Source organism: Candidatus Pelagibacter sp. uisw_098, assembly GCF_059512505.1.
Genome location: NZ_CM183454.1, coordinates 1,201,078 through 1,224,300 on the forward strand (window position 1 = coordinate 1,201,078; position 23,223 = coordinate 1,224,300).

Genomic DNA, 23,223 nt, shown 5'->3' on the forward strand with positions numbered 1-23,223 from the left:
TGTTGAAATTTGGTATGTTATTTTGTTAACAGTATTATAAGGTAGAAATTATCTTATGTATAAAAATGATGAACAGTATAAAACAGAATGGTGCAAAAATTACATGCACAATTTAGTATGTTATTTTACTACCAATATTATACGGTATAAATTACATGATAGATGATAACATTCAATATAAAACAGAGCAATATCTTAAAGAGTTTTATGAACTTAGTAATACAACAGATATAAAAGGTTTCTACTATGATACCAGATTACACTCTGTCATTGTTTTAGAAATTGCCCTAGCAAGTTTTAATAAAGATCATCTTGTAAGTTTTGAATATCTCTGTGAAAACATTCCAAAGAAATTGGGTAAAAGAACAACCATACAAACTATTTTACAAGAAGGCGTAAGAAAAAAATATTTTATAAAACAAGTAAGTGAAAAAGATAAAAGAATAAAATTTTATACTCTAGAAAAAGATTCTCTTGCAGTTATTGAAAAATGGTGGGTTGACCGAAAAGAATTTTCCATTGCATGATTTTAAATTTTCAAAACTAAATTATATAAAAACTCTCCATATAAAAAATATATTACGCTACCTAAAATAATGTGTGGCCCAAAAGGTATTTGGGATTTAAGGTTTATTTTTTTATTAACCAAAGAAGGTGCGACATAAAGTAATCCTAGTATTGAAGCGGCAAAAAGAACGAAGGGTATTGCTTTCCACCCAAATAATAAACCTATACCTGCCATTAACTTAGCATCGCCTAAGCCCATGCCATCAATTTTTTTTATTATTCTATAAATATAAATAATAATCCAAATAGAAAGATAACCGATCATTCCGCCAATAATTGATTCATTAATATCATAAATAAAACTTGCGTTAATGTTAGGTAAAAAGTTTTTAGATATTGCTAAAAACATTAGAGTAAAACTTAAGCTATCTGGAATAATAAAATGCTCTAAATCAATAAAAAAAATAGTTATGTATAATAGAAATAATAAGCTCAAAAAGACAATTGAAGTATAATTGCTATAATTTAAAAAAATTAATACAAAACCAGCCCCACAAATACCCTCTACTATAAAATATTTTAATGAAATATTTTTATAACACTTTCTGCATTTGCCACTTAATAATAAATAAGAAATTAATGGTATATTATCAAACCATTGTATTTTTTTTTTACATTTAGGACAAAAGGATCGTCCAGTTATTGTCTGTTTATTTCTTGGCAATCGAAAAATACAAACATTGGTAAAACTTCCCAAACAAATGCCAATAAAAAACACTAAAGATAAATTTAAAAAAATCAAAATTTTTTGTTAGAGGGAAGTTCTATTTCATCCCAAACTACTCCTGTAATTTTAGATTTACCAAAAGGAACCATCACATAATCACCAACTTTTAAATTAATATCACTCTCATAAGTAAAAGGATGATTGAATATGTTTGGCAAAAGAATAGGTACTTTCATATTAGAATGATAAGGGAATAATATAGTATTGTAATGACATTTTTAATTAAATTATATATTTTGAATATTTCTTAAGTTTAATTTTTCTTTTTTTTAATGATACTAAAATTTTTTTAAATACAGTTTTAATATATTTAACATCAAAACTAATTTTTTTATTTGAATGGTATTTTAAAGAAGAATAATGTTTTTTTTTTACTGACCCAATATCAAATCCCACAAGATTAATACTTTTTGGACTCATTTTCATTATGACTATTAAAACAAAAAGCACAGATGTGCCACCTGGTAAGGTCACAATATTTTTTTTTAATATCTTTTCAGGATCTATAATTGAGGAATTTAAAATTTTTGGTCCAAACATTGGTATCGTTATTTTAAAAAATGATAAAAAATTAAATTTTTTCAAAAAAATACATGATTGGGAATGGAAATAGATTATTTCATGATTTGATCTAATAAGATCAATAATACCTCTATATTTTGAAGATGTAACTAGGCACCTAAAATTATCTGGAAGTTTAGGTACAAAATCATGAATTTTACTAACATCTGATGTTGACCAAAAAATAATATTATTTTTTGGTATTTTTTTTAATATTTCAATTGAAGCATTAATTAAAATAAAAGTTGAGTTTTTAATTTTTTTAAAGTTAAATTCATCTAAAGATGGACCTGTAGCAATTATAAAAATATTTTTATTCGAAATATTTTTTTTTACAATTTCATATTGTGTCTTGTAGGTGAATCTTGAATAAAATTTAGAAAAAATGAAATAGATAGGCTCAAGTAAATTATGACCTAAATTACTTAATTTCATTAAATTTTAACAATCATATTTTTTTCTATATGAATTAAAAATTTCATCATTCACTAACAAATTTTCTATATATTCAATTTCCGATGTAACATCTAGACTAATAGCTGAAGTTTCAATAGTTGCCGTGATGCATTTAAAACCATTTTCAAGTAATCTTAAATGCTCGTGACCTTCAACATTTTCATAAAAATAATCCAGTGATTTATATTTTTTAAGAGTATTTTTTTTAAATGTACAAATATGGTGACCTTTCAACATTGTCAAATTTTGCATTTTTGCATCATATGGAATGTCTTGTCTTGATATGTACATAACTGTAGAATCTTTTCTAATAACATATTTAAAATCTGATTTAGAATTAACTTTTTTATATGGTGTTAGTAAGACAGACCAATCTGAATTTGATGATTTAATTGTGGATATACTTAAGTCTATTTCTTCTGGTTTTATCAGTGGTTCATCTCCATTAATTTGCACATATAAATCATAGTCGTAATTTTCAATTACTTCGCAAATTCTTTCCGTGGCATTCATATGGTCTTCTGATGTAAGACAACATGAAAAACCTCTTGCCTCAACAATTCTTGATATTTCCTCAGAATCTGTTGCAATTATAAGCTTATCTAATAATTTTGCTCCTTTTGATCTTTCAGCCACGTGAAGCACCATCTCTATACCACATAGTTTTAATAATGCTTTCTTGAATATACGGGTCGAATTTAATCTTACTGGAATAATACCTAATGTTTTCATAAGTTAATTCGTAATAAATCTACTGTATATACTTTTACATAGTAAAAGTAACTCTTTGTCTAATTTTAGATCAAGCGATTTATGTAATTCATAAAATTGATTTTTTGAATTAACTGAAATTAAAGCACTAGTAACAAAGTCATTTTTAAGTACCCAAGCTAGTGATAACGCATGTGGCTGCAAATATGAAGGTGTTTTCTCTACCAAATCTTTAACAGCCATACAATTTTTTTTGGACAACACAGCTCTTTTATAAATTTCAACTTCCCTCTGATCATTACTTTTTTTATGATAGTCATATCTTCTTGGTGTATTGCTTAGATTATCTTTAAGATATTTTCCAGTTAAAACACCTCCTTCAATAGGAGAATATGCAAAGTAAGGACAGTTATTTTTAGCTAATACTTCTGATAAACTTTTCATGTCTCCAGGTCGTAACAAAGAAAATGGATTTTGAATTGTTATGAAACTATTATTTTCATTAGTTTCATTAAATTTATTTAAAAACTGAAATATTCGATTTTGTTTAAAATTACTTATAGCAATGTAACGTAAATACCCATTTTTAATTAATTGGTTAAGTTCTCCAATAATGTCATCAAAAGATGATGAACTATCATCCCAATGTAAAGTATAAATATCTATATAATCTGTTTTTAAGCGCTTTAGACTATCAAAAAAAGCTTTTTTAATTTGTTCAATGTTAAGAAAAGTTTTTCCATTTCTTACAGGAGGGGAAAACCAATCTTTATATCCGCCAGCAATTTTTGTAGAAATTATTATTTTTTGTCTATTTTTTTTTTTCTAGGTATTCACCAAGCATAATTTCAGATAAACCTGGAAGTTTTAAAGAGATTGGACTCGGATATATTTCTGCTGTATCAAAGAGATTTATGCCATTATCAATTGCTAATTGAATAATTTCAAAGACTTCATTTTTGTTTTTTATTGTGGTTCCAAAGTTTTGTGTGCCAAAACCAATTACTGAAACATTAATATCAGAGTTGCCTAATTTTTTATATCTCATTAATCAATAATTGATAAAATTGAGTTCATTATATCTTTTTTTAAAGGTTTATTATCAATTGCAGCATTTTTATTGTTCTTTAAATAGATTAATCTGATACCAGAGAAACTTCTTTTTTTATCTTTCAGCATGTTTGAGTATATTTTATTAGCTAAGTCTATCTTATTGTGAAACTTAAATTTTTTTGAAATAATTTTATTATCAAGACCTAGTGTTTTAAAAAAATTTGATATCATTTTTATTTTTTTTTCAAAAAAATAATTTTTTTCAAACAAAATTGAGGAATACTTTAGAGCAGCTAAAATACCTAAGCCAACACCCATACCATGGTTATAATAATGAGAATTTTTTGATTTTAAAACTGATACTTCTATAGCATGACCAAAAGTATGTCCAAAATTTAATATCATTCTTTTATTTAAATCTCGCCAATCATCATTAATTAATTTAGATTTAATAATTACAGATTTTGAAATTATTTCCATCAAAAACATGGGATCTTTAGTTTTAATTTTTTTTGGGTTATTAACTAATTTATTTAAAAGTGAAGGAGATTTTAATAACGCTACTTTTATTGTTTCAGAAAAAGCTGATAAATAATCCTCATTTGGTAGAGTCTTTAAAAATCCTATATTACAAATAGTTTTATTTTGATCGTAGAAAGTACCAATAGAATTAATTTTTTTTTGAAAATTTATTGCTGTTTTGCCTCCAATGCTGCTATCAATCATTGCCATTAGTGAGGTTGGTACATGAATTAAATTTGTACCTCTATACCACGTGCTAGCTGCAAATGCTCCTATGTCTCCAATTACACCTCCTCCTATAGCTATAATATTTATATCTCGTGGGCAATTATTTTTATCTAAAGCTTTATAAATTTTTATTAATGATTTGAAATTTTTATGATCTTTTTTACCTGGTACAAGTGATAAAATAATTTTATCTTTATTAATCTTATAAAATTTTGAATTAATAATATATTTATGAAAAACAATTTTATCACAAATAAAAAAACAATCTGAAAGATTTAAACCACAATTGTCTAAGATATAAGATAAAATACAGTTTGAATTATTTATAATTTCATATGGAAACTTTTTAAAATTATATTTTAGTTTTAGCTTCTTCATTTCAATAATTTAATATACTTTTTTGTTAAGAAAAGAAATAGTTTAGAAATTTCTTTAAAGTCCTAGACTTAAGAGGATTATATAAAATTTATTAAGAATGTATTGCTCTTTTATCTACCGATAAAGCTGCTTCTTTTACAGCTTCTGAGAATGTTGGATGTGCATGACACGTTCTTGCAATATCTTCAGCACTTGCACCAAACTCCATTGCAACTCCAATTTCACCAATTAATTCACCAGCGTGAGGTCCAATAATATGTGCTCCTAAAACTTTATCTGTTTTTTCATCAGCTAAAATTTTAACAAAACCTTCTGCTTCATCAATTGCTTTAGCTCTTGAGTTTGCCATAAACGAAAATTTGCCAATTTTGTATTTTATATTTGCTTCTTTTAATTGCTCTTCAGTTTTTCCAACTGAAGCAACTTCTGGAGTTGTATAAACAACACCTGGAATAATATCGTAATTAACATGTCCCGATTGTCCCGCGATATTTTCTGCAACTGCAATACCTTCATCTTCAGCTTTGTGCGCTAACATTGGTCCATCTATTACATCACCAATTGCATAAACATTACTTACATTTGTTTGAAAGCTTTTATTTGTTATAATTCTTTTCTTTTCATCCAATTCAACACCAATTGCTTCTAAATTTAAATTGTTAGTGTTAGGTTTTCTGCCAACAGATATAAGAACAACATTACAATCAAAATTGATTTTTTTTCCATCTTTGTCAGACGTTGAAACACTAGCTCCATTGGTGTTTTTAGTAATTCCCTCTACTTTAGTTTGCATGTGGAAGTTAATTCCTTGTTTCTTTAAAATTTTCATAAATTCTGAGGATATTTCTCTATCCATTCCTGGCGTAATATGATCAAGAAATTCTACCACATGAACTTCAGCACCTAATCTAGACCAGACAGATCCCATCTCTAATCCTATATAACCTCCACCAACTACAACCATTTTTTTTGGAACCGATTGCAGAGTTAATGCACCTGTTGAAGATACAATTATTTTTTCATCAAATTCAATACCTGGTAATGCAACAGGAACAGACCCTGTACTAATTACCGTTTTATCTGTTTCAATTATGGTTTCTTTATTTTGATCATCTAAAATAGAAATTTTATTTGTTGATTTGAAACTTCCAGTACCTTTAAAATAGGTAATTTTATTTTTCTTAAATAAAAATTCCACACCTTTTGTTAAGATAGTTACTGCTTTATCCTTATTTTTCATCATTTTCTCAAGATTAAGTTTTATCTCACCAACCTCTATCCCAAGTTTAGAAAAGTTTTGTGCTTTGTGATAATTCTCTGAAATATTTAATAAGTTTTTAGAAGGTATGCACCCAACATTTAAACAAGTGCCTCCTAATGACCCTCTAGATTCTATGCACGCAGTTTTAAGACCTAATTGCGCTAATCTTATCGCACAGACATAGCCTCCTGGCCCCCCACCTATTACAACTGCTTGAAATTTATCTGACATTTAAATATTTAAAAATAATCTTCTTGGATCTTCTAAGTTTTCTTTCACCATCTTTAAAAATGAAACTGACTCTTTTCCATCAATAATTCTGTGGTCATAAGATAACGCAAGATACATAATTGGTCTAATTTTAATTTCTCCATCAACTACCATTGGTCTTTCCACTATATTATGCATTCCTAATACACCAGATTGAGGTAAATTTAATATTGGGGTAGATAACATCGAACCATAAACACCTCCATTACTGATAGTAAAAGTACCACCCTGAAGATCTTCAATAGTTATCTTTCCCTCTCTTGCTTTTTCGGAAATAGTTTTAATATTTTTTTCAATGTCAGCAAATGATAGTTGATCTGCATCTCTTAATACTGGAACAACTAATCCTTTTTCTGTTCCTACTGCAAAACTGATATTGTAGTAATTTTTATAAATGATTTCATCTCCATCAATTTCAGCATTAACAGATGGAAACGTTTTTAAAGCAGCTACACAAGCTTTTACAAAAAAAGACATGAATCCTAATTTAATGCTATACCTACTTTGAAAATCTTCTTGGTTTTCTTTTCTCATTTCCATTATGCTGGTCATATCAACTTCATTGAATGTTGTTAACAAGGCAGCATTTTCTTGTGCTTGTTTTAATCTTTTTGCAATTGTTTGTCTAAGCCTAGACATTTTAATTCTCTCTTCTTGACCATGTTTGATTTTTCTCTCTGAAGGTTGTGGGTTTACCCCCATCATACTAATTAAGTCGCCTTTGAGTATTCTACCTTCTTTTCCAGAGCCTTTAACTTTTTCTAAATCAATTTTATTTTCAACAGCAATTTTTCTTACTGCTGGTGAAAGTGTTTCATTATTTTTATTCGAAGAATCAAGTTTATCTTCTTTAACCTCGTTAGTTAATACTAATGGCTCTTCTTCAGGTTCCTCAGAAATTTTTGGAGTTTCTTTTTTAATTTCTAAATTAACAACGTTATTTTCTACTTTTTTATTTTCAATTTTAGTAATTACTTTTTTTTCTGATAGTTGGGCTCCATTTTGACTTATTATACCAAGCAACGCTCCTACTTCTACTGTTTCTCCATCCTTAGAATTTATTTCTGACAATACCCCATCTATAGGAGATGGAACTTCTAAATTAACCTTATCAGTTTCTAATTCAACAATAGCCTCATCTGCCTCAACAGTATCACCTTCTTTTTTAAGCCATTTGGCAACTGTAGCTTCGGTTATGCTCTCTCCTAGAACTGGTACTAAAATTTTTTCAGTCATTTTTAATTAAAAACCTTATTAATAATTTCTTCTTGTTGTGAAATGTGTCTTTTTGCATATCCTGTTGCAGGAGATGCGTCTGGACTTCTTCCTATATAATAAATTTCTCTATTATTAGCGTTAATAGTTTCTAATGTCCATTGTATATAGTCCCTTACAGAAAACCATGCCCCCATATTTTTAGGTTCTTCCTGGCACCAATAAAATTTAGCATTTTCTGCATATTTTTTGATTTCTTTAACTAAACTTTTAACTGGAAAAGGATAAAGTTGTTCAACTCTGTACAATACCACATCATCTTTCTTTAATTTTTCTCTAGCATCCAATAGATCAAAGTAGACTTTTCCCGAACATAAAATCACTTTTTTAATTTTTGAACTTTCTTTTAATTTGATAAATCCATTTTCCTCATCTAGTGCATGATCCCATAAAATTCTGTGAAAAAATGTATCTTTACCAAAGTCTTCTATATTTGAAACACAATGTTTGTTTCTTAATAAAGATTTTGGAGTCATTACTATTAGTGGCTTTCTAAATTCTCTATGCATTTGACGTCTTAAAGCATGAAAGTAATTTGCTGGCGTCGTACAATTTACTACCTGCATATTGTCATTAGCACATAATTGTAAAAATCTTTCTAGTCTTGCTGAAGAGTGTTCTGGTCCTTGACCTTCATAGCCGTGAGGTAAAAGCATTACTAATCCTGATGCTCTTGTCCATTTTCTCTCTCCTGATGCAATAAATTGGTCTATTACTACTTGCGCTCCATTTGCAAAATCACCAAATTGTGCTTCCCACATTGTTAGGGTATTTGGCTGAACTAAACTATAACCATATTCAAAACCTAAAACTGCTAATTCTGATAAAAAACTATCTACTATTTCATATCGTTTTTGACCTTTTGAAATATTATTTAATGGAATATATCTAGAGTTATCCTCTTGATTTCTTAAAACTGAATGTCTTTGACTGAACGTTCCTCTTCCTGAATCTTGACCAACTAATCTTACTGGATAACCCTCTTCCAATAATGAACCAAATGCCAAAGCTTCAGCCGTTGACCAATCTATACCTTTTCCATCTGATACCGATGATCTTCTAGCGTTTAAAATTTTAATTATAGTTTTATGTAAATTTAATTCCTCTGGTGTTGAGTTAATCTTTTCTGAAATTTCTAAAAGTTTTTTTTGCTCAAAACCACTTACACCTCTTTTATCTTTTCCTTTTTCTGGTTTATATCTTGACCAACTTCCCTCATACCATTCAATTTTGGGCTTATAGTCTTTTGCATTTTTGTATTGATCATCTAGTAAGTTTTTAAAATCAGTTTTAAACTTTTTAAGCTCATCTTCTGAAAGTGTATTTTCATTTACTAATTTACTTCCATACACTTCTACTGGTGTAGGGTGAGATCTAATTTTTTTATACATTAATGGCTGAGTAAAAAAAGGTTCATCTCCTTCATTGTGGCCAAACCTTCTATAGCAAATTAAATCAACCACAACATCTCGATTAAATTTTAGCCTAAATTCAGTTGCAATTCTCGTCGCATAAACAACTGCTTCTGGGTCATCTCCATTTACATGAAGTATTGGGGCATCTACCATTTTTGCAACATCTGATGGATATGGTGATGATCTTGCAAATCTTGGGCTTGTTGTAAAACCTATTTGATTATTGACGATAAAATGAATTGTTCCACCCGTATTATGACCTGGCAAACCTGACATAGCAAAACATTCTGCAACAACACCTTGCCCAGCAAATGCTGCATCACCATGTATTAAAATAGGTAAAACTTTATTTCTATCTTTGTCCTGATGAAAGAATTGCTTTCCTCTAGTTTGTCCTAATACAACAGGATTGACTGCCTCTAAGTGTGAAGGGTTATCTGTAAGACCAACATGTATAGAGTTTCCATCAAATTTTCTATCTGATGATGCTCCTAAATGATATTTTACATCTCCCGCACCCTCTTCCCCTGTTGTTTGAACATCTCCTGCAAATTCGTTGAATATTCTTTTATAAGATTTTTGTAAAACATTTGCTAACACATTAAGTCTACCTCTGTGAGACATTCCAATCTTAACCTCTTTGGCTCCAGATTGACCAGCAATTTTAATAATTTGCTCTAGAGCAGGAATTAAACTTTCTCCCCCATCTAATCCAAATCTTTTTGTACCAACATATTTTTTATGTAAAAATTTTTCAAACCCTTCAGCTTGAATAAGTTTATTTAAAATAGCTTCTTTACCATTTTTTGTAAATTGAATAGAATTTTCATCATGTTCGACTCGATCTCTAAGCCATTTTCTTTCAGTTGGGTTTGATATATGCATATATTCATAACCAATTGACCCACAATAAGTTTTATTTAAAAAACTTAATATTTTCTTTATAGTTGAGTGTTCTTTATTGGTAACACCGTCTAAATAAATTTTTTTATTATAATCTTCTTTTTTAAAACCGTAGTAATCAGGATGTAATTCATCTAGATATTCAGTTTTCATCATTCCTAGAGGATCAAGTTTTGCCAATAGATGTCCCCTTTGCCTGTAGGCTCTAATTAATGCTACAGCCCTGATTGAGTTAAGGTTACTTTTGATTAAATTTTTTGATTCAATTATTGTATTGTCACTTTCTTTAGAAGGTTTTTTTTCATCTTCTTCAATTTTTTTCTGGATTTCATCAATATCAATTTTTTTTTTTAAACTCCAAGATGGTCCATTAATTTCTTTGACAATCGTGCTTAAATCTTCATTTATAGCCTCAAAATAATGTCGCCAACTTTCAGGAAGATCAGAATCTTTATTGATAAATTTTAGATACATTTGCTCTATAAATGCACTATTAGATTTACTAAGAAATGAAGTTTTTTCGAGTTCGAGATTTTTTGATGATGGCATCTATTTTATTGATATAATATCAGAAAAATATTTTTCAATTAGATAATTTATTAAATAATGTTTTACCTAATTCAGATGGTGATTTAGCTATAGTAATTCCACATTTTTCCATCTTTTTAATTTTATCTTCTGCCCCACCTTTTCCACCTGATACAATGGCTCCAGCATGTCCCATTGTTCTTCCTGCTGGCGCTGTTATTCCAGCCACAAAACCAACCATGGGTTTCTGTATTTTATGATTTTTTACAAATTCTGCTGCCTCTTCTTCTGCAGAACCACCTATCTCACCTATCATAAGGATAGATTCTGTCTCCTCATCATTTAAAAATAAATCTAAACAATCAATAAAGTTTGTTCCATTTACTGGATCTCCTCCGATTCCAATGCAAGTAGATTGTCCCAACCCATTCTCTGTTGTTTGTGCAACAGCTTCATAAGTTAAAGTTCCTGATCTTGAGACTATTCCAACAGAACCTTTTTTATGAATATTTCCTGGCATGATTCCAATCTTACATTCGTCTGGAGTAATTATTCCAGGGCAGTTCGGCCCGATTAGTCTACTTTTTGAATCATTTAATTTTTGTTTAACACGAAGCATATCTTGAATTGGTATACCTTCGGTAATGCATACTATGAGTTCAATAGAAGCATCTATTGCTTCAATTATTGCAGCACCAGCATATTTTGCGGGTACATAAATCATTGTTGCATCGGCACCAACTTCTTGATTGGCTTCGGCTACAGTATTAAAAACTGGACGATCTAAATGTTTTTGGCCTCCTTTTTTTGGAGTAACCCCCCCAACTAAATTAGTACCATACTCTATTGCCTGCTTAGAATGAAATGTACCATGTGTTCCAGTAAACCCTTGACATATAACTTTTGTATTTTTGTTAATTAAAACAGACATATTATTTTATAGCATCCACTATTTTTTGGGCAGCATCATCAAGGTTTTCTGCAGAAATTAATTTTAATCCTGAATTATCTAATATTTCTTTTCCTTCTTTAAAATTTGTTCCAGCAAGTCTAACAACTAAAGGTACACTGATATTTATTTCCTTAGCAGCGTCAACCACTCCTTGTGCAAGGACATCACATCTCATTATGCCACCAAATATATTTATTAAGATACCTTTAACATTTTTATCTGAAAGAATTATCTTAAGTGCAGCAGAAACTTTTTCTTTTGAGGCTCCACCACCAACATCCAAAAAGTTGGCTGGCTCTTTTCCATATAACTTAATTATATCCATAGTGGCCATTGCCAGCCCTGCTCCATTAACCATACAGCCAATACTTCCATCTAATTTTATATAAGCAAGATCATGTTTGCTTGCTTCGATTTCTGTTGGATCTTCTTCATTTAAGTCTCTTAACTCCATAATTTCTGGATGCTTGAATAAAGCATTAGAATCAAAATTTACTTTTGCATCTAAACAGATTATTTTTTCTTCTTTTGTTAGAATTAATGGATTAACCTCAATCATATTAGCATCAGTGCTAATGAACATCTTATATACTGATTTAATTAGCAATATTGCTTGCTTTTTTGCATCCCCACTTAAATTAAAAATTTTAATTATTTTTTCGCAATCTGTATCTAAAATCTCATCAGCTATTTCAACTTTTGTTGTTATAATTTTTTCTGGTGTTTTATTGGCTACTTCTTCAATGTCCATTCCACCTTGATCGCTTGATATGAACGCGATCTTTGAACTAGACCTATCAATTAAACATGATAAATAAAATTCTTTATTTATGCTGGAAGATTCTTCAACATATAATCTTTTAACCTCTCTACCTTCAGGGCCCGTCTGGTGTGTTATAAGCGTTTTACCTAATAGCTCTTTAGCAGCAGCACTTAACTCTTCTATAGTATTTAAGATTTTTACACCACCCACCTTACCTCTTCCACCAGCGTGAATTTGTGCTTTTAATACAAACTTCTCTGTTTTTAATGATTTTGCTTTTTCAATTAATTCATCAACGGTAAAAGCGAAAACACCTTCTGGCACAATTGCACCGTATTTTTTCAAAATTTTTTTGGCCTGATGTTCGTGTATGTTCATTATTATTTAGAAAGATCTGGATCTATTTTTGATGCAGCTTCCCATAACGCTTTAACAGCATCTATTGAGTGCATAAATTCTTTTTTTTCTTTTTCGTCTAAGTCTATTAGTTCTATTTTCTCAACACCATCTTTTCCAATTATTACTGGTACACCAGCATAAACATTATTAACACCATACTCTCCATTTAAATGAACTGCACATGGAAGTAATTTTTTTTCATCTTTTAGATATGCTTCTGCCATCTGTACTCCTGAAGCTGCTGGTGCATAGAATGCAGAACCTTTTTCCAAATATTTAACAATCTCCGCTCCACCATCTCTAGTTCTTTGATTAATTTCCTCTAATCTCTCTTCAGATATTTTTCCTTCTTTTACTAAATCTAAAAGTGGTTTGCCAGAAACTTTTGTAAATCTTGGCAAAGGAACCATTGTATCTCCATGACCTCCCATAACCATTGCTTCAATTTCTTTTACGGGAACGTTTAATTCTAAAGATAAAAATAATTTAAATCTTGAGCTATCTAAAATTCCTGCCATTCCAACAACTTTATTAGCTGGTAGGCCTGAAAATTTTTGAAAAGCCATCACAATAACGTCTAGTGGGTTTGTAATACATATAACAAATGCATTGGGTGCATTTTTTTTAATACCTTCTGCTACTTGTTTAATAATTTTTAAATTAATGCCCAGTAGGTCATCTCTGCTCATGCCTGGTTTTCTTGGCACACCAGCAGTTATTATTATTACGTCTGAATCTTTTATATCTTCATAATTATCTGTTCCTGAAAATTTTACATTAAAACCATCAACAGAAGAAGATTGAGCAATATCTAAAGCCTTACCTTTAGCTATACCGCTTGCAACATCAAAAAGTACTACTTCATCGGCCACTTCTTTGGTTCCAATTAAGTGAGCTAAAGTGCCTCCAATTTGACCCGCACCTATTAAAGATATTTTTTTCATTTTTTCTCCTTATTTCATTGTTGGCATGACAAATTCTGCATTAGATCTTATTCCAGAAGGCCATCTTGATGTTACTGTCTTAAGTTTTGTATAAAATTTAATTCCTTCAGCTCCGTGCATTGCACTATCTCCAAATAGTGATCTTTTCCATCCACCAAAACTATGGAATGCCATTGGTACAGGTATTGGAACATTAATTCCAACCATACCAACTTGAATTTTACTAGCAAACGTTCTACCTGCATCACCATCTCTTGTGTAAATACTTACCCCATTACCATATTCATGATCATTAATTAGTTTTGTTGCTTCTTCAAAAGTTTTAACTCTTATGACTGACAAAACGGGCCCAAATATTTCTTCTTTGTAAATTCTCATATCTTTTTTAACGTGATCAAATAAACAGCCACCTATAAAGAAACCATTTTCATACCCTTGAAGCTTTATATCTCTTCCATCGACAACTAATTTAGCACCCTCTTCAACACCTAGGTCAACATAACCTTTTACTTTTTCTAAGTGTTCTTTGGTAACTAATGGACCCATCTCAGATGTTTTGTCCATACCGGGTCCTACTTTTAATGCTTCAGCTTTTTTTGATAAACGAGCAACTAACTCATCTCCAATATCTCCTACAGCCACTGCTACTGATTGAGCCATACATCTTTCCCCTGCTGAACCATATGCTGCACCCATTAATCCATTTACTGCACCATCAAGGTCACAGTCAGGCATTACAACTAAATGATTTTTTGCACCTCCTAAGGCCTGAACTCTTTTTTCATTTTTTGCAGAATTTTCATAAATATATTTTGCGATTGATGTTGAGCCTACAAAACTTACAGCTTTGACATCTTTGTTTGTTAAAATTGCATCAACAGACTCTTTATCTCCATTAACAACATTAAAAACACCATCTGGTAGTCCTGCTTCTGTTAGCAATTCTGCTAATCTTAGTGGGCAAGATGGATCTTTTTCTGATGGTTTTAAAATAAATGTATTTCCACATGCAATAGCTAAAGGGAACATCCACATAGGTACCATTGCTGGAAAATTAAAAGGTGTAATACCAGCAACTACTCCAAGTGGCTGACGCATTGACCAGCTATCCACATTAGTTCCTACATTTTCTGAAAATTCTCCTTTAAGTAAATGTGGAATTCCACATGCAAACTCAACTACTTCTAGTCCTCTTGTTAAAGAACCTTTGGCATCTTCATAAACTTTGCCATGTTCTGAAACTATTAATTTTGTAAGTTCATCAGTATTTTTTTCTATTAACTCTTTAAATTTGAACATCACTCTTGCTCTTTGAAGGGGAGGTTTCTGTGACCAAGTTTCAAAAGCTTTTTTTGCTACTTCTACAGCTTGATCAAGGTCAGTTTTGCTAGCTAACCTTACTTCGGATTCTTGTTCACCCGTTGCAGGATTGAAAATTTTGCTTTTTCTGTCAGATGAGCCTGAAATTAGCTTTCCACCAACAAAATGTTCTAATAAATTCATGAATGGTGTTATTTAAAGGGGTAATTAGCTTGTTGCAAGCATTTTTTTCAATTCAGCTATGGCTTTTGCTGGATTTAATCCCTTAGGACAAGCATTGGTGCAATTCATAATAGTATGACATCTATACAACTTAAGTTCATCAGCTACTTTTTTTAATCTCTCTTTTCTTTCATCATCTCTACTATCTACTATCCACCTATAAGCTTGCAGCAAAACTGCAGGACCTAAAAATTTATCCTCATTCCACCAATAGCTTGGGCAAGAAGTGGAACAACATGCACACATGATACATTCATACGCACCATCTAATTTTTTTCTATCTTTTTGAGATTGAATAATTTCTGTAGTTTCAACTTTTGTATTTGTTTTCAACCAAGGCTCAATTGATTCGTATTGTTTATACAGTCCACTTAAGTCCCCAATTAAATCTTTTTTAACTTTTAGATGAGGTAGTGGATAAATATTTATATCTCCTTCAATTTCTGAATGAGGTTTTGTGCATGCTAAACCATTTTTACCATCCATATTCATTGCACAAGATCCACAAACACCATGTGCACAAGATCTCCGATAAGCCAATGATGGATCAATTTCATTTTTAATCTTATTTAAAATATCCAATACTTTTGAAGGACAGTTATCCATATCTACTTCGTAAGTATCTACTCTTGGGTTTTCTCCATTTGAGGGATCCCATCTATAAACATTTACTTTTCTGATATTTTTTGATCCAGTTTTATCTTGATAATAGATACCTTTTTGAACTTCTGAATTTTTAGGTAAATTTATTTGAACCACTAGTAAACTCTTTCTTGTGGTGGAAAGTATTGAACTTCATTTGTTAAAGTCGTTTTAGTAACTGGTCTATAACCAATTTTTGAATCTTTTCCATTGCACCAAGCAATAGTGTGTTGCATAAATTTTTCATCGTTTCTTTTTGGGAAATCTTCTCTTGCATGTGCACCTCTGCTCTCTTGTCTATTATAAGCAGAATCCACTGTTGTAATTGCTTGTCTTATCAAGTTATCAAACTCCAATGTTTCCACTAAATCAGTGTTAAAAACAAGTGACTTATCTTTTACAGAAATTGATTCCATTCCATCGTATGCTTTTCTAATATCATCAACACCCTCTTTAAGTGTTTTTTCTGTTCTAAAAACAGCACACTTTGATTGCATAGTTTTTTGCATTGAAAGCCTAAGCTCTGCAGTACTATTTTCACCATTAGAGTTTCTTAATTTATCAAATCTTTCTAAACATTTTTTTGTTTCAGTCTCTCCTATATCTTCATGTGGGGTTCCTGGTTTTACAAGTTCTGCAGCTCTTCTAGCTGCGGCTCTTCCAAATACAACTAGGTCAATTAAAGAATTAGACCCCAATCTATTCGCTCCATGAACAGAAACGCAGGCAGCCTCACCAATTGCCATTAACCCCGGAACTGTTTCAGAATCATTGCCTGTTAATACTTCAGCTTTATAGTTTGTTGGAATACCTCCCATATTGTAATGAACAGTAGGAACTACCGGTATTGGCTCTTTAGTTACATCAACATTTGCAAATAATCTTGCTGCTTCAGTTATTCCTGGAAGTCTACTTTCAATAATACTTTTGTCTAAATGACTTAAATGTAAGTGAACATGATCCTGTTCTTTACCCACACCTCTTCCTTCATTAATCTCAATTGACATTGATCTACTTACTACATCTCTAGATGCTAAGTCTTTAGCTTTTGGCGCATAACGCTCCATAAATCTTTCACCTTTTGAATTAACTAAATAGCCACCTTCTCCTCTAACACCTTCAGAAATTAAAGTTCCATGTCCATAAATTCCTGTTGGGTGAAATTGTACAAATTCCATATCTTGTAATGGTAAACCTGCCCTTAAAACCATTGCATTTCCATCTCCAGTACAAGTGTGTGCTGAAGTTGCAGAATAATAAGCTTTTCCATAACCACCTGTTGCAATTATTGTACTATGAGCTCTAAATCTATGAATTGTTCCATCATTTAAATTCCAAGCAATAAGACCTTTACATTCACCATCTTTCATTAATAAATCTAGAGCGAAGTATTCAATAAAAAATTCAGTGTTATGTTTTAAAGCTTGTCCATAAAGGGTATGAAGTATTGCATGTCCAGTTCTATCTGCGGCTGCACATGTTCTTTGAACAATTCCATTGCCATAATTTTTTGTCATTCCACCAAAAGGTCTTTGGTAAATTTTACCATCATCAGTTCTACTAAATGGAACTCCATATTTTTCTAATTCTATAACAGCTGCTGGAGCTTCTTTACAAAGATACTCAATACTATCTTGGTCACCTAACCAGTCAGCACCTTTGACGGTATCATACATATGCCAACGCCAATCATCTTCGCCCATATTCCCTAAAGATGCAGAAATTCCTCCTTGAGCAGCAGAGGTATGACTTCTTGTTGGAAATACTTTTGAAATACAGGCTGTCTTTAAACCAGCTTCACTTAAACCAACAGCAGCTCTTAAGCCTGAGCCTCCTGCGCCGAGTACGATAACATCGTATTCATGATCTATAATTTTATATGAACTCATATATTTAAATTAAATATTATTATAATTGTAATTAAGGGAATTATTATAGCAAATATATTCAAAGTTTTGTTTGCGACATTTTTGATTTTTTCATCCTGTATATAGTCTTCAAATACCTCACTAATACTTAAAGCTGAAAAAAAATAGGCAAAAACTAACAACAAAGAAACTAAAATTTTAGATGGCTGATTTGAAAAAAAATTAACAATATCAAAATAATCTTTATTGAAAACTGAAACTAAATTTAAAATAAACCATGTCATTAATGGTATCAACACCACAGAGCTTACTCTCATTAATAGCCATTTTTTAGTCACGTTATTCATACTAAATAAATTGCTTTCCAATTAAATAAATTAAAATTGTTAAAAAAAATGAACCAATGATCACGATTAATCCTGTTATCTTTGTTACTTTTAATTCAAACCCATGTCCTAGATCCATAATTAAATGTCTTATTTCACTTAATATCTGGAAACTAAATGACCATGTTAAACCTAAAATTATGAATTTTCCTAAAATAGAATTTAAAAATATTCTAGTAAGTTCATAACTATTTTCACCTAGTAGTAAGGATGCAATCCAAAAACAAATTATTGTTATGGCAGCTATATTTATTATTCCTGTAATTCTATGTGAAATAGATACTAAAGAAGATATGTGCCATCTGTAGATCTGAATATGTGGTGATAAAGGATTATTATTTTCCATTAAGATTATTTTTAATTAAAGTTTCTGCAATTTCAACAGCATTCAATGCCGCTCCTCTAAGTAAATTATCAGAAACAATCCATAGGTTTAATGAATTCTTGATAGTTTTATCTTCTCTTATTCTTGAAATATAAGTTTCGTCTCTACCTTCTGCTTCAATTGGAGTACTATATCCTCCATCTTCTCTTTTATCGTAAACTTTACAGCCCTCTGCTTTACTAAGAGTGTCTCTAACTTTCTCTAAAGAAAATGATTTTTCAAATTGAATATTTACTGACTCCGCATGAGAAACCATAACTGGAACTCTTACACATGTTGCTGATAATTCTATTTTGTCACCAAGAATTTTTTTAGTTTCATTAGTCATTTTTAATTCTTCTTTAGTATAACCATCATCTGCAAAAACATCGATGTGAGGAATAGCATTAAAAGCAATTTGTTTAGTAAAATTTCTAGGTTTAATTTCTTTATTTTCTAGAGATGATTTAGTTTGTTCTATTAGTTCATCCATAGGGTCTTTGCCACCACCTGAAACAGACTGATATGTCGAAACAACTATCCGTACAATATTGAATAAGTCATGTAACGGTTTAAGAGCAATTACCAACTGAGCTGTTGAGCAATTAGGGTTAGCAATTATATTTTTTTTCATACTCTTAATTGCTTCTGGATTTACCTGTGGAACAATTAATGGCACATCAGGATCCATTCTAAAAAAACTAGAATTATCTATAACTATTGAGTGCTTTGCTGCTTTTAAAGCATATTGTTCTGAAATTTTTCCACCTGCTGCAAAGAAAGCAATTTTAATTTTTGAAAAATCAAATGTTTCAAGGTTAAAGACCTCATGTTCTTTGCCACTAAAATTTATTTTTTGGCCAGCACTTCTTGGTGAAGCAACTAAAAATAGTTCCTTTATAGGAAGTTTTTTTCTCTCTAGAACTTCGAGAATTTTTCTTCCAACATTACCTGTGGCTCCTACAATTGCTATATTCATGATGTTATTAGGCTTTTATACTAGATGAAGGGTAAATCGCAAACTTTTCCACGAAAAGTGTTATCATTTATTTGAATTTTAAAGGTTTGAGATACTTCCCAGTAGGACTTCTGGATCATTGCTATTCCAATAACCATTTGAAAATGAGGTGAATAACAAGCCGATCTTAACTCACCAATTATATTATTTTTCTCATCATATAAATTTTTTGATCCTGTGAGACTAATTTCTTTCATATCAATTTTAATACCCATTAACTTCTTTTGGGCTCCTTTTAATTTAACTTCTTTTAATTTATCTTTTCCTAAAAAATTTATATCACTATCCAAACTAACATATTGATCAAAACCACATTCAAATGGATTATCACTGTTATCAAAATCATTTCCATAAGATAGTAGTGCACTCTCAATTCTCTCTATTAGGTTTGGACACCCAGGTCCTACATTAAATTCTTTTCCAACTTCAAAAAGATAGTCATATAATTTTTGTCCTGACTCTGTATTTTGAACATAAACTTCATACCCACCTTGCTTAGACCATCCTGACCTTGCTATAAGATGCTTTGTCCCTTCAAAATCGAAATAATCAAATCCAAAAAATTTTAGTTCAGTAATTTTTTTTCCAAAAACTTTTTCCATTAATGCAAATGATTTCGGGCCCTGTATTGCCATTATATCCACTACTGGTTCTATAATTTTAACATCAAATTTATGTCCAGATGCTAAACCTTTGGCAAAAAAGATTACATCCGAGTCTGCTATTGATAGCCACCATCTATTTTCATCCAGCTTTAGAACAACTGGATCATTAACTAAATTTCCATTTTCATCTATTATTGGACAATAATAACATCTCCCAATTTTAGATTTTGATAAATCTCTACATGTCATCAATTGTACTAATTCTGCAGAGTCTTTTCCTGATATTTCTACTTGTCTTTCTGCAGCAACATCCCATACTTGAACATGCTCTTTTAAATGTTTGTAACTATTTTCTATTGATCCAAATGCAGCAGGTAACAGCATATGATTGTAAATTGTGTATGCTGTAACCCCTTGTTTCTCTATTCTTGCAGTATAAGGGGTACTTCTTAATCTTCTAGATTTTGCTATTGAAAAGTTTTTCATTTTTTTAAAAATTCAGAGATCTTTTCTCTCATTTCAAAAGCTTTTTCAAACATAATCATATGTCCACATTCTTTTATTATATGAGTTTTTGAATTAGGAATAAGTTCAGCAAATTTCTTGCCTTTTTCAAGGTTAACCATCTTATCTAGTTCACCAAAAATAAATAATGTGGGACACTTGACTGATTTTAAAGCCTCAGATCCGTTTTTATAATTATTACAAGCTACAAGATCAATGGCTAAAACCTCTCTAATATCTCTTGGAGAATTAATAATTTTTTCTACAGGATTACCTCCAATAAACTTTTTAGAGTTTTCATAGCTCCATTTCATCATTAATTTAACTGCTTTATCATCTCCACTCTCAGCAAGATCTATTAAATCTTGATTAACGGGCATTCTATAAGAACCACCAACAAATATTAAATTTTTAACTCTTTTTGAATATCTTGAATAATATTCCAATGCTTCCAAACACCCTTGGGAGTGACCTATTATTGTTAATTCAGAAACATTAAGTTCTTTAAAAACTTTTTCTAACCAATCTGAAATTTCTTCTATTGACTTTAAACAATCACCCTCGGAATTTCCATGACCAGGCAAATCAATTGCTAAAACATTATAATTTTGATTAGATAAATATTGCTCTGTCAGAGACCAAATAATATGAGAGAGGCCGCTTCCATGAAGTAAAACTATTGTAGCTTTGTTTTTATTAATGCCTTGACCTGCATCTGATGCAAAGACATTCTTATTGCCTACTTGAAAGATCAATTTTGATCCTTAATCTTTTTTCTAAGTTCAAATTTTTGAATTTTTCCTGTTGAAGTTTTTGGTAAATCACAAAAAACAACACTTTTAGGAAGTTTAAATCCTGCCAACGTTTCTCTGCAAAAATCTATAATGTCTTTTTCTGTTGCTGGCTTATCTTTAATTAATTCAACAAAAGCACAAGGTATTTCTCCCCATTTTTCATCTGGTTTAGCAACAACCGCAGCCAGTGATACAGATGGATGTTTTGCTATTGCATTTTCTATTTCAATTGAAGAAATATTTTCACCACCTGAAATTATAATATCTTTAGATCTATCTTTAATTTTAATATATCCATCTGGGTGGGTAACTGCTAGATCTCCTGAGTGGAACCATCCACCTGCCATTGACTTCTCTGTTGCTTCTTTATCTTTGTAATAACCCTTCATTACAATATTTCCCCTGATCATGATTTCACCCATGGTTTTTCCATCTTTAGGGACTGCCTTCATTGTTTCGGGGTCCATAACAACTGCACCTTCAGTATTAGGATATCTAACACCTTGTCTTGCTTTAATTTCATTTTTTTTATCTTTTTCTAAAGTATTCCAATCTTCATTCCATGCACACTGAAGCATATGACCATAAGTTTCTGTTAACCCATAAACATGCATCACTTCAAAGCCAAGATTTTCCATTTTTTCAAAAATGATGCTCGGTGGGGGTGCACCTGCTGTTAAAACATTCACTTTTCTTTTTAAAACTTTTTGATCCTCTTTTGGTGCATTAACAATCATATTTAATACTATTGGAGCTCCACCAAAATGGGTTACTTCATATTTATCAATTAATTCAAACATCTTTTTTACATCAATATTTCTTAAACAAATTACCCTTGCATGTAGCATCGCCAGTGTCCAAGGATAGCACCAGCCATTACAATGAAACATTGGTACAACGCATAAAAAATTTAGTTTGTTAGGCATATTCCAAGCTATAGTACTACCTGTTGCCATCAAGTATGAGCCTCTGTGGTGATAAACTACTCCTTTAGGATTTCCAGTAGTTCCAGATGTATACCCTAACGAGATTGCTTCCCACTCATCTTTTGGATTTTTCCATTCATAATTTTCATCGCCTGTATTTAAAAAACTTTCATATTCAAGTTCTCCTATTTTTTTGAAAGAACTCGTATCTATGTCTTGATCATCAATATCAATAATTGTAATTTTATTTTTTACATTCTTTAAAGCCTTCTCAACTACGTCATGAAATTGTCTATCTACGATTAAAACTTTTGCATCACTATGTTGTAAAATATAACTTACTGTATTTGGATCTAGTCTTGTATTAATTGCATTTATTACTGCGCCAACCATAGGTATTGAGTAGTGAGCTTCAAAAATTTCAGGTGTATTGAAAGCCATTATAGAAACTGTATCTCCAGTTTTTACACCTAATTTATCTAGTGCACTCGCAAACTTAACACATCTTTTATAAACCTCTTTCCAAGTATAAGATCTACTTTCATAAACTAAAGCTTCATAGTTTGGATATATATCTTTGGTTCTTTCTAAAAATGTTAAAGGAGAAAGAGGAACGTAATTAGCTTCATTTTTATCTAAATTTGTATCGTAATAATGCATA

21 protein-coding genes and 1 pseudogene are annotated in these 23,223 nt (G+C 30.7%); 1 reads left to right on the top strand and 21 read right to left on the bottom strand.

Features of this window, described 5'->3' with window-relative positions; all coding sequences use genetic code 11:
* Positions 1-155 precede the first annotated feature (155 nt).
* Positions 156-527, top strand: a complete 372-nt coding sequence (locus tag AC5YF9_RS06490; protein WP_415303866.1) for a hypothetical protein — start codon at positions 156-158, stop codon at positions 525-527.
* A gap of 2 nt (positions 528-529) precedes the next feature.
* On the opposite strand, the gene AC5YF9_RS06495 is transcribed toward AC5YF9_RS06490, so the two are convergent.
* The 21 genes and pseudogenes from AC5YF9_RS06495 to AC5YF9_RS06595 all read right to left on the bottom strand — a co-directional run bounded on the left by AC5YF9_RS06495 (position 530) and on the right by AC5YF9_RS06595 (position 23,222).
* Positions 530-1,285 (bottom strand): prepilin peptidase, encoded by a 756-nt coding sequence (locus AC5YF9_RS06495; RefSeq protein WP_415303867.1) that lies wholly within the window; start codon positions 1,283-1,285, stop codon positions 530-532.
* A 20-nt stretch (positions 1,286-1,305) separates the two neighbouring features.
* The gene (locus AC5YF9_RS06500; protein WP_415303868.1) at positions 1,306-1,470 is read right to left on the bottom strand and encodes a primosomal protein N' family DNA-binding protein; all 165 of its coding nucleotides are present in this window, start codon (positions 1,468-1,470) and stop codon (positions 1,306-1,308) included.
* Positions 1,471-1,516: 46 nt separating this feature from the next.
* Positions 1,517-2,290: a hypothetical protein gene (locus AC5YF9_RS06505; protein WP_415303869.1), complete on the bottom strand. Its 774-nt coding sequence runs from the start codon at positions 2,288-2,290 to the stop codon at positions 1,517-1,519.
* Between the two features lie 6 nt (positions 2,291-2,296).
* Positions 2,297-3,043, bottom strand: coding sequence for a cytidylyltransferase domain-containing protein (locus tag AC5YF9_RS06510; protein WP_415303870.1), 747 nt, complete (start codon positions 3,041-3,043; stop codon positions 2,297-2,299).
* A 3-nt stretch (positions 3,044-3,046) separates the two neighbouring features.
* Positions 3,047-4,070: pseudogene (locus tag AC5YF9_RS06515) on the bottom strand (aldo/keto reductase).
* Positions 4,070-5,203: a 3-dehydroquinate synthase gene (locus AC5YF9_RS06520; RefSeq protein ID WP_415303872.1), complete on the bottom strand. Its 1,134-nt coding sequence runs from the start codon at positions 5,201-5,203 to the stop codon at positions 4,070-4,072. The pseudogene AC5YF9_RS06515 and the gene AC5YF9_RS06520 overlap by 1 nt, the downstream one beginning before the upstream one ends.
* Positions 5,204-5,294: 91 nt before the next feature.
* The gene (lpdA, locus tag AC5YF9_RS06525) at positions 5,295-6,695 is read right to left on the bottom strand and encodes a dihydrolipoyl dehydrogenase (protein WP_415303873.1); all 1,401 of its coding nucleotides are present in this window, start codon (positions 6,693-6,695) and stop codon (positions 5,295-5,297) included.
* Positions 6,696-7,970: a 2-oxoglutarate dehydrogenase complex dihydrolipoyllysine-residue succinyltransferase gene (gene odhB, locus AC5YF9_RS06530; protein ID WP_415303874.1), complete on the bottom strand. Its 1,275-nt coding sequence runs from the start codon at positions 7,968-7,970 to the stop codon at positions 6,696-6,698.
* A 2-nt stretch (positions 7,971-7,972) separates the two neighbouring features.
* Positions 7,973-10,876: a 2-oxoglutarate dehydrogenase E1 component gene (locus AC5YF9_RS06535; protein WP_415303875.1), complete on the bottom strand. Its 2,904-nt coding sequence runs from the start codon at positions 10,874-10,876 to the stop codon at positions 7,973-7,975.
* A gap of 34 nt (positions 10,877-10,910) precedes the next feature.
* A complete protein-coding gene (sucD, locus tag AC5YF9_RS06540) occupies positions 10,911-11,786 on the bottom strand; it encodes a succinate--CoA ligase subunit alpha (RefSeq protein WP_415303876.1) in 876 nt (291 codons plus the stop codon).
* A 1-nt stretch (position 11,787) separates the two neighbouring features.
* Positions 11,788-12,948, bottom strand: a complete 1,161-nt coding sequence (gene sucC / locus AC5YF9_RS06545) for an ADP-forming succinate--CoA ligase subunit beta (RefSeq protein ID WP_415303877.1) — start codon at positions 12,946-12,948, stop codon at positions 11,788-11,790.
* A 2-nt stretch (positions 12,949-12,950) separates the two neighbouring features.
* Positions 12,951-13,913, bottom strand: coding sequence for a malate dehydrogenase (gene mdh / locus AC5YF9_RS06550; protein WP_415303878.1), 963 nt, complete (start codon positions 13,911-13,913; stop codon positions 12,951-12,953).
* 9 nt (positions 13,914-13,922) lie between these two features.
* The gene (locus AC5YF9_RS06555; protein WP_415303879.1) at positions 13,923-15,416 is read right to left on the bottom strand and encodes a CoA-acylating methylmalonate-semialdehyde dehydrogenase; all 1,494 of its coding nucleotides are present in this window, start codon (positions 15,414-15,416) and stop codon (positions 13,923-13,925) included.
* A 24-nt stretch (positions 15,417-15,440) separates the two neighbouring features.
* Entirely contained in the window at positions 15,441-16,214 is a 774-nt protein-coding gene (locus AC5YF9_RS06560) for a succinate dehydrogenase iron-sulfur subunit (RefSeq protein WP_415290395.1), read from the bottom strand.
* The gene (gene sdhA / locus AC5YF9_RS06565; protein ID WP_496169878.1) at positions 16,214-17,986 is read right to left on the bottom strand and encodes a succinate dehydrogenase flavoprotein subunit; all 1,773 of its coding nucleotides are present in this window, start codon (positions 17,984-17,986) and stop codon (positions 16,214-16,216) included. The genes AC5YF9_RS06560 and sdhA overlap by 1 nt, the downstream gene beginning before the upstream one ends.
* Positions 17,983-18,312: a succinate dehydrogenase, hydrophobic membrane anchor protein gene (gene sdhD / locus AC5YF9_RS06570; protein ID WP_415303881.1), complete on the bottom strand. Its 330-nt coding sequence runs from the start codon at positions 18,310-18,312 to the stop codon at positions 17,983-17,985. Before sdhD ends, sdhA begins: the two co-directional genes overlap by 4 nt.
* 1 nt (position 18,313) lies before the next feature.
* On the bottom strand, positions 18,314-18,697 hold the full coding sequence (gene sdhC, locus AC5YF9_RS06575; protein ID WP_415303882.1) for a succinate dehydrogenase, cytochrome b556 subunit: 384 nt from the start codon (positions 18,695-18,697) through the stop codon (positions 18,314-18,316).
* On the bottom strand, positions 18,687-19,694 hold the full coding sequence (locus tag AC5YF9_RS06580; RefSeq protein WP_415303883.1) for an aspartate-semialdehyde dehydrogenase: 1,008 nt from the start codon (positions 19,692-19,694) through the stop codon (positions 18,687-18,689). The genes sdhC and AC5YF9_RS06580 overlap by 11 nt, the downstream gene beginning before the upstream one ends.
* Before the next feature lie 20 nt (positions 19,695-19,714).
* Positions 19,715-20,824: a dimethylsulfoniopropionate demethylase gene (locus AC5YF9_RS06585; protein WP_496169879.1), complete on the bottom strand. Its 1,110-nt coding sequence runs from the start codon at positions 20,822-20,824 to the stop codon at positions 19,715-19,717.
* Positions 20,821-21,597, bottom strand: a complete 777-nt coding sequence (locus AC5YF9_RS06590) for an alpha/beta fold hydrolase (protein WP_415303885.1) — start codon at positions 21,595-21,597, stop codon at positions 20,821-20,823. The genes AC5YF9_RS06585 and AC5YF9_RS06590 overlap by 4 nt, the downstream gene beginning before the upstream one ends.
* A complete protein-coding gene (locus AC5YF9_RS06595) occupies positions 21,594-23,222 on the bottom strand; it encodes an acyl-CoA synthetase (RefSeq protein ID WP_415303886.1) in 1,629 nt (542 codons plus the stop codon). The genes AC5YF9_RS06590 and AC5YF9_RS06595 overlap by 4 nt, the downstream gene beginning before the upstream one ends.
* Between the last annotated feature and the right edge of the window lies 1 nt (position 23,223).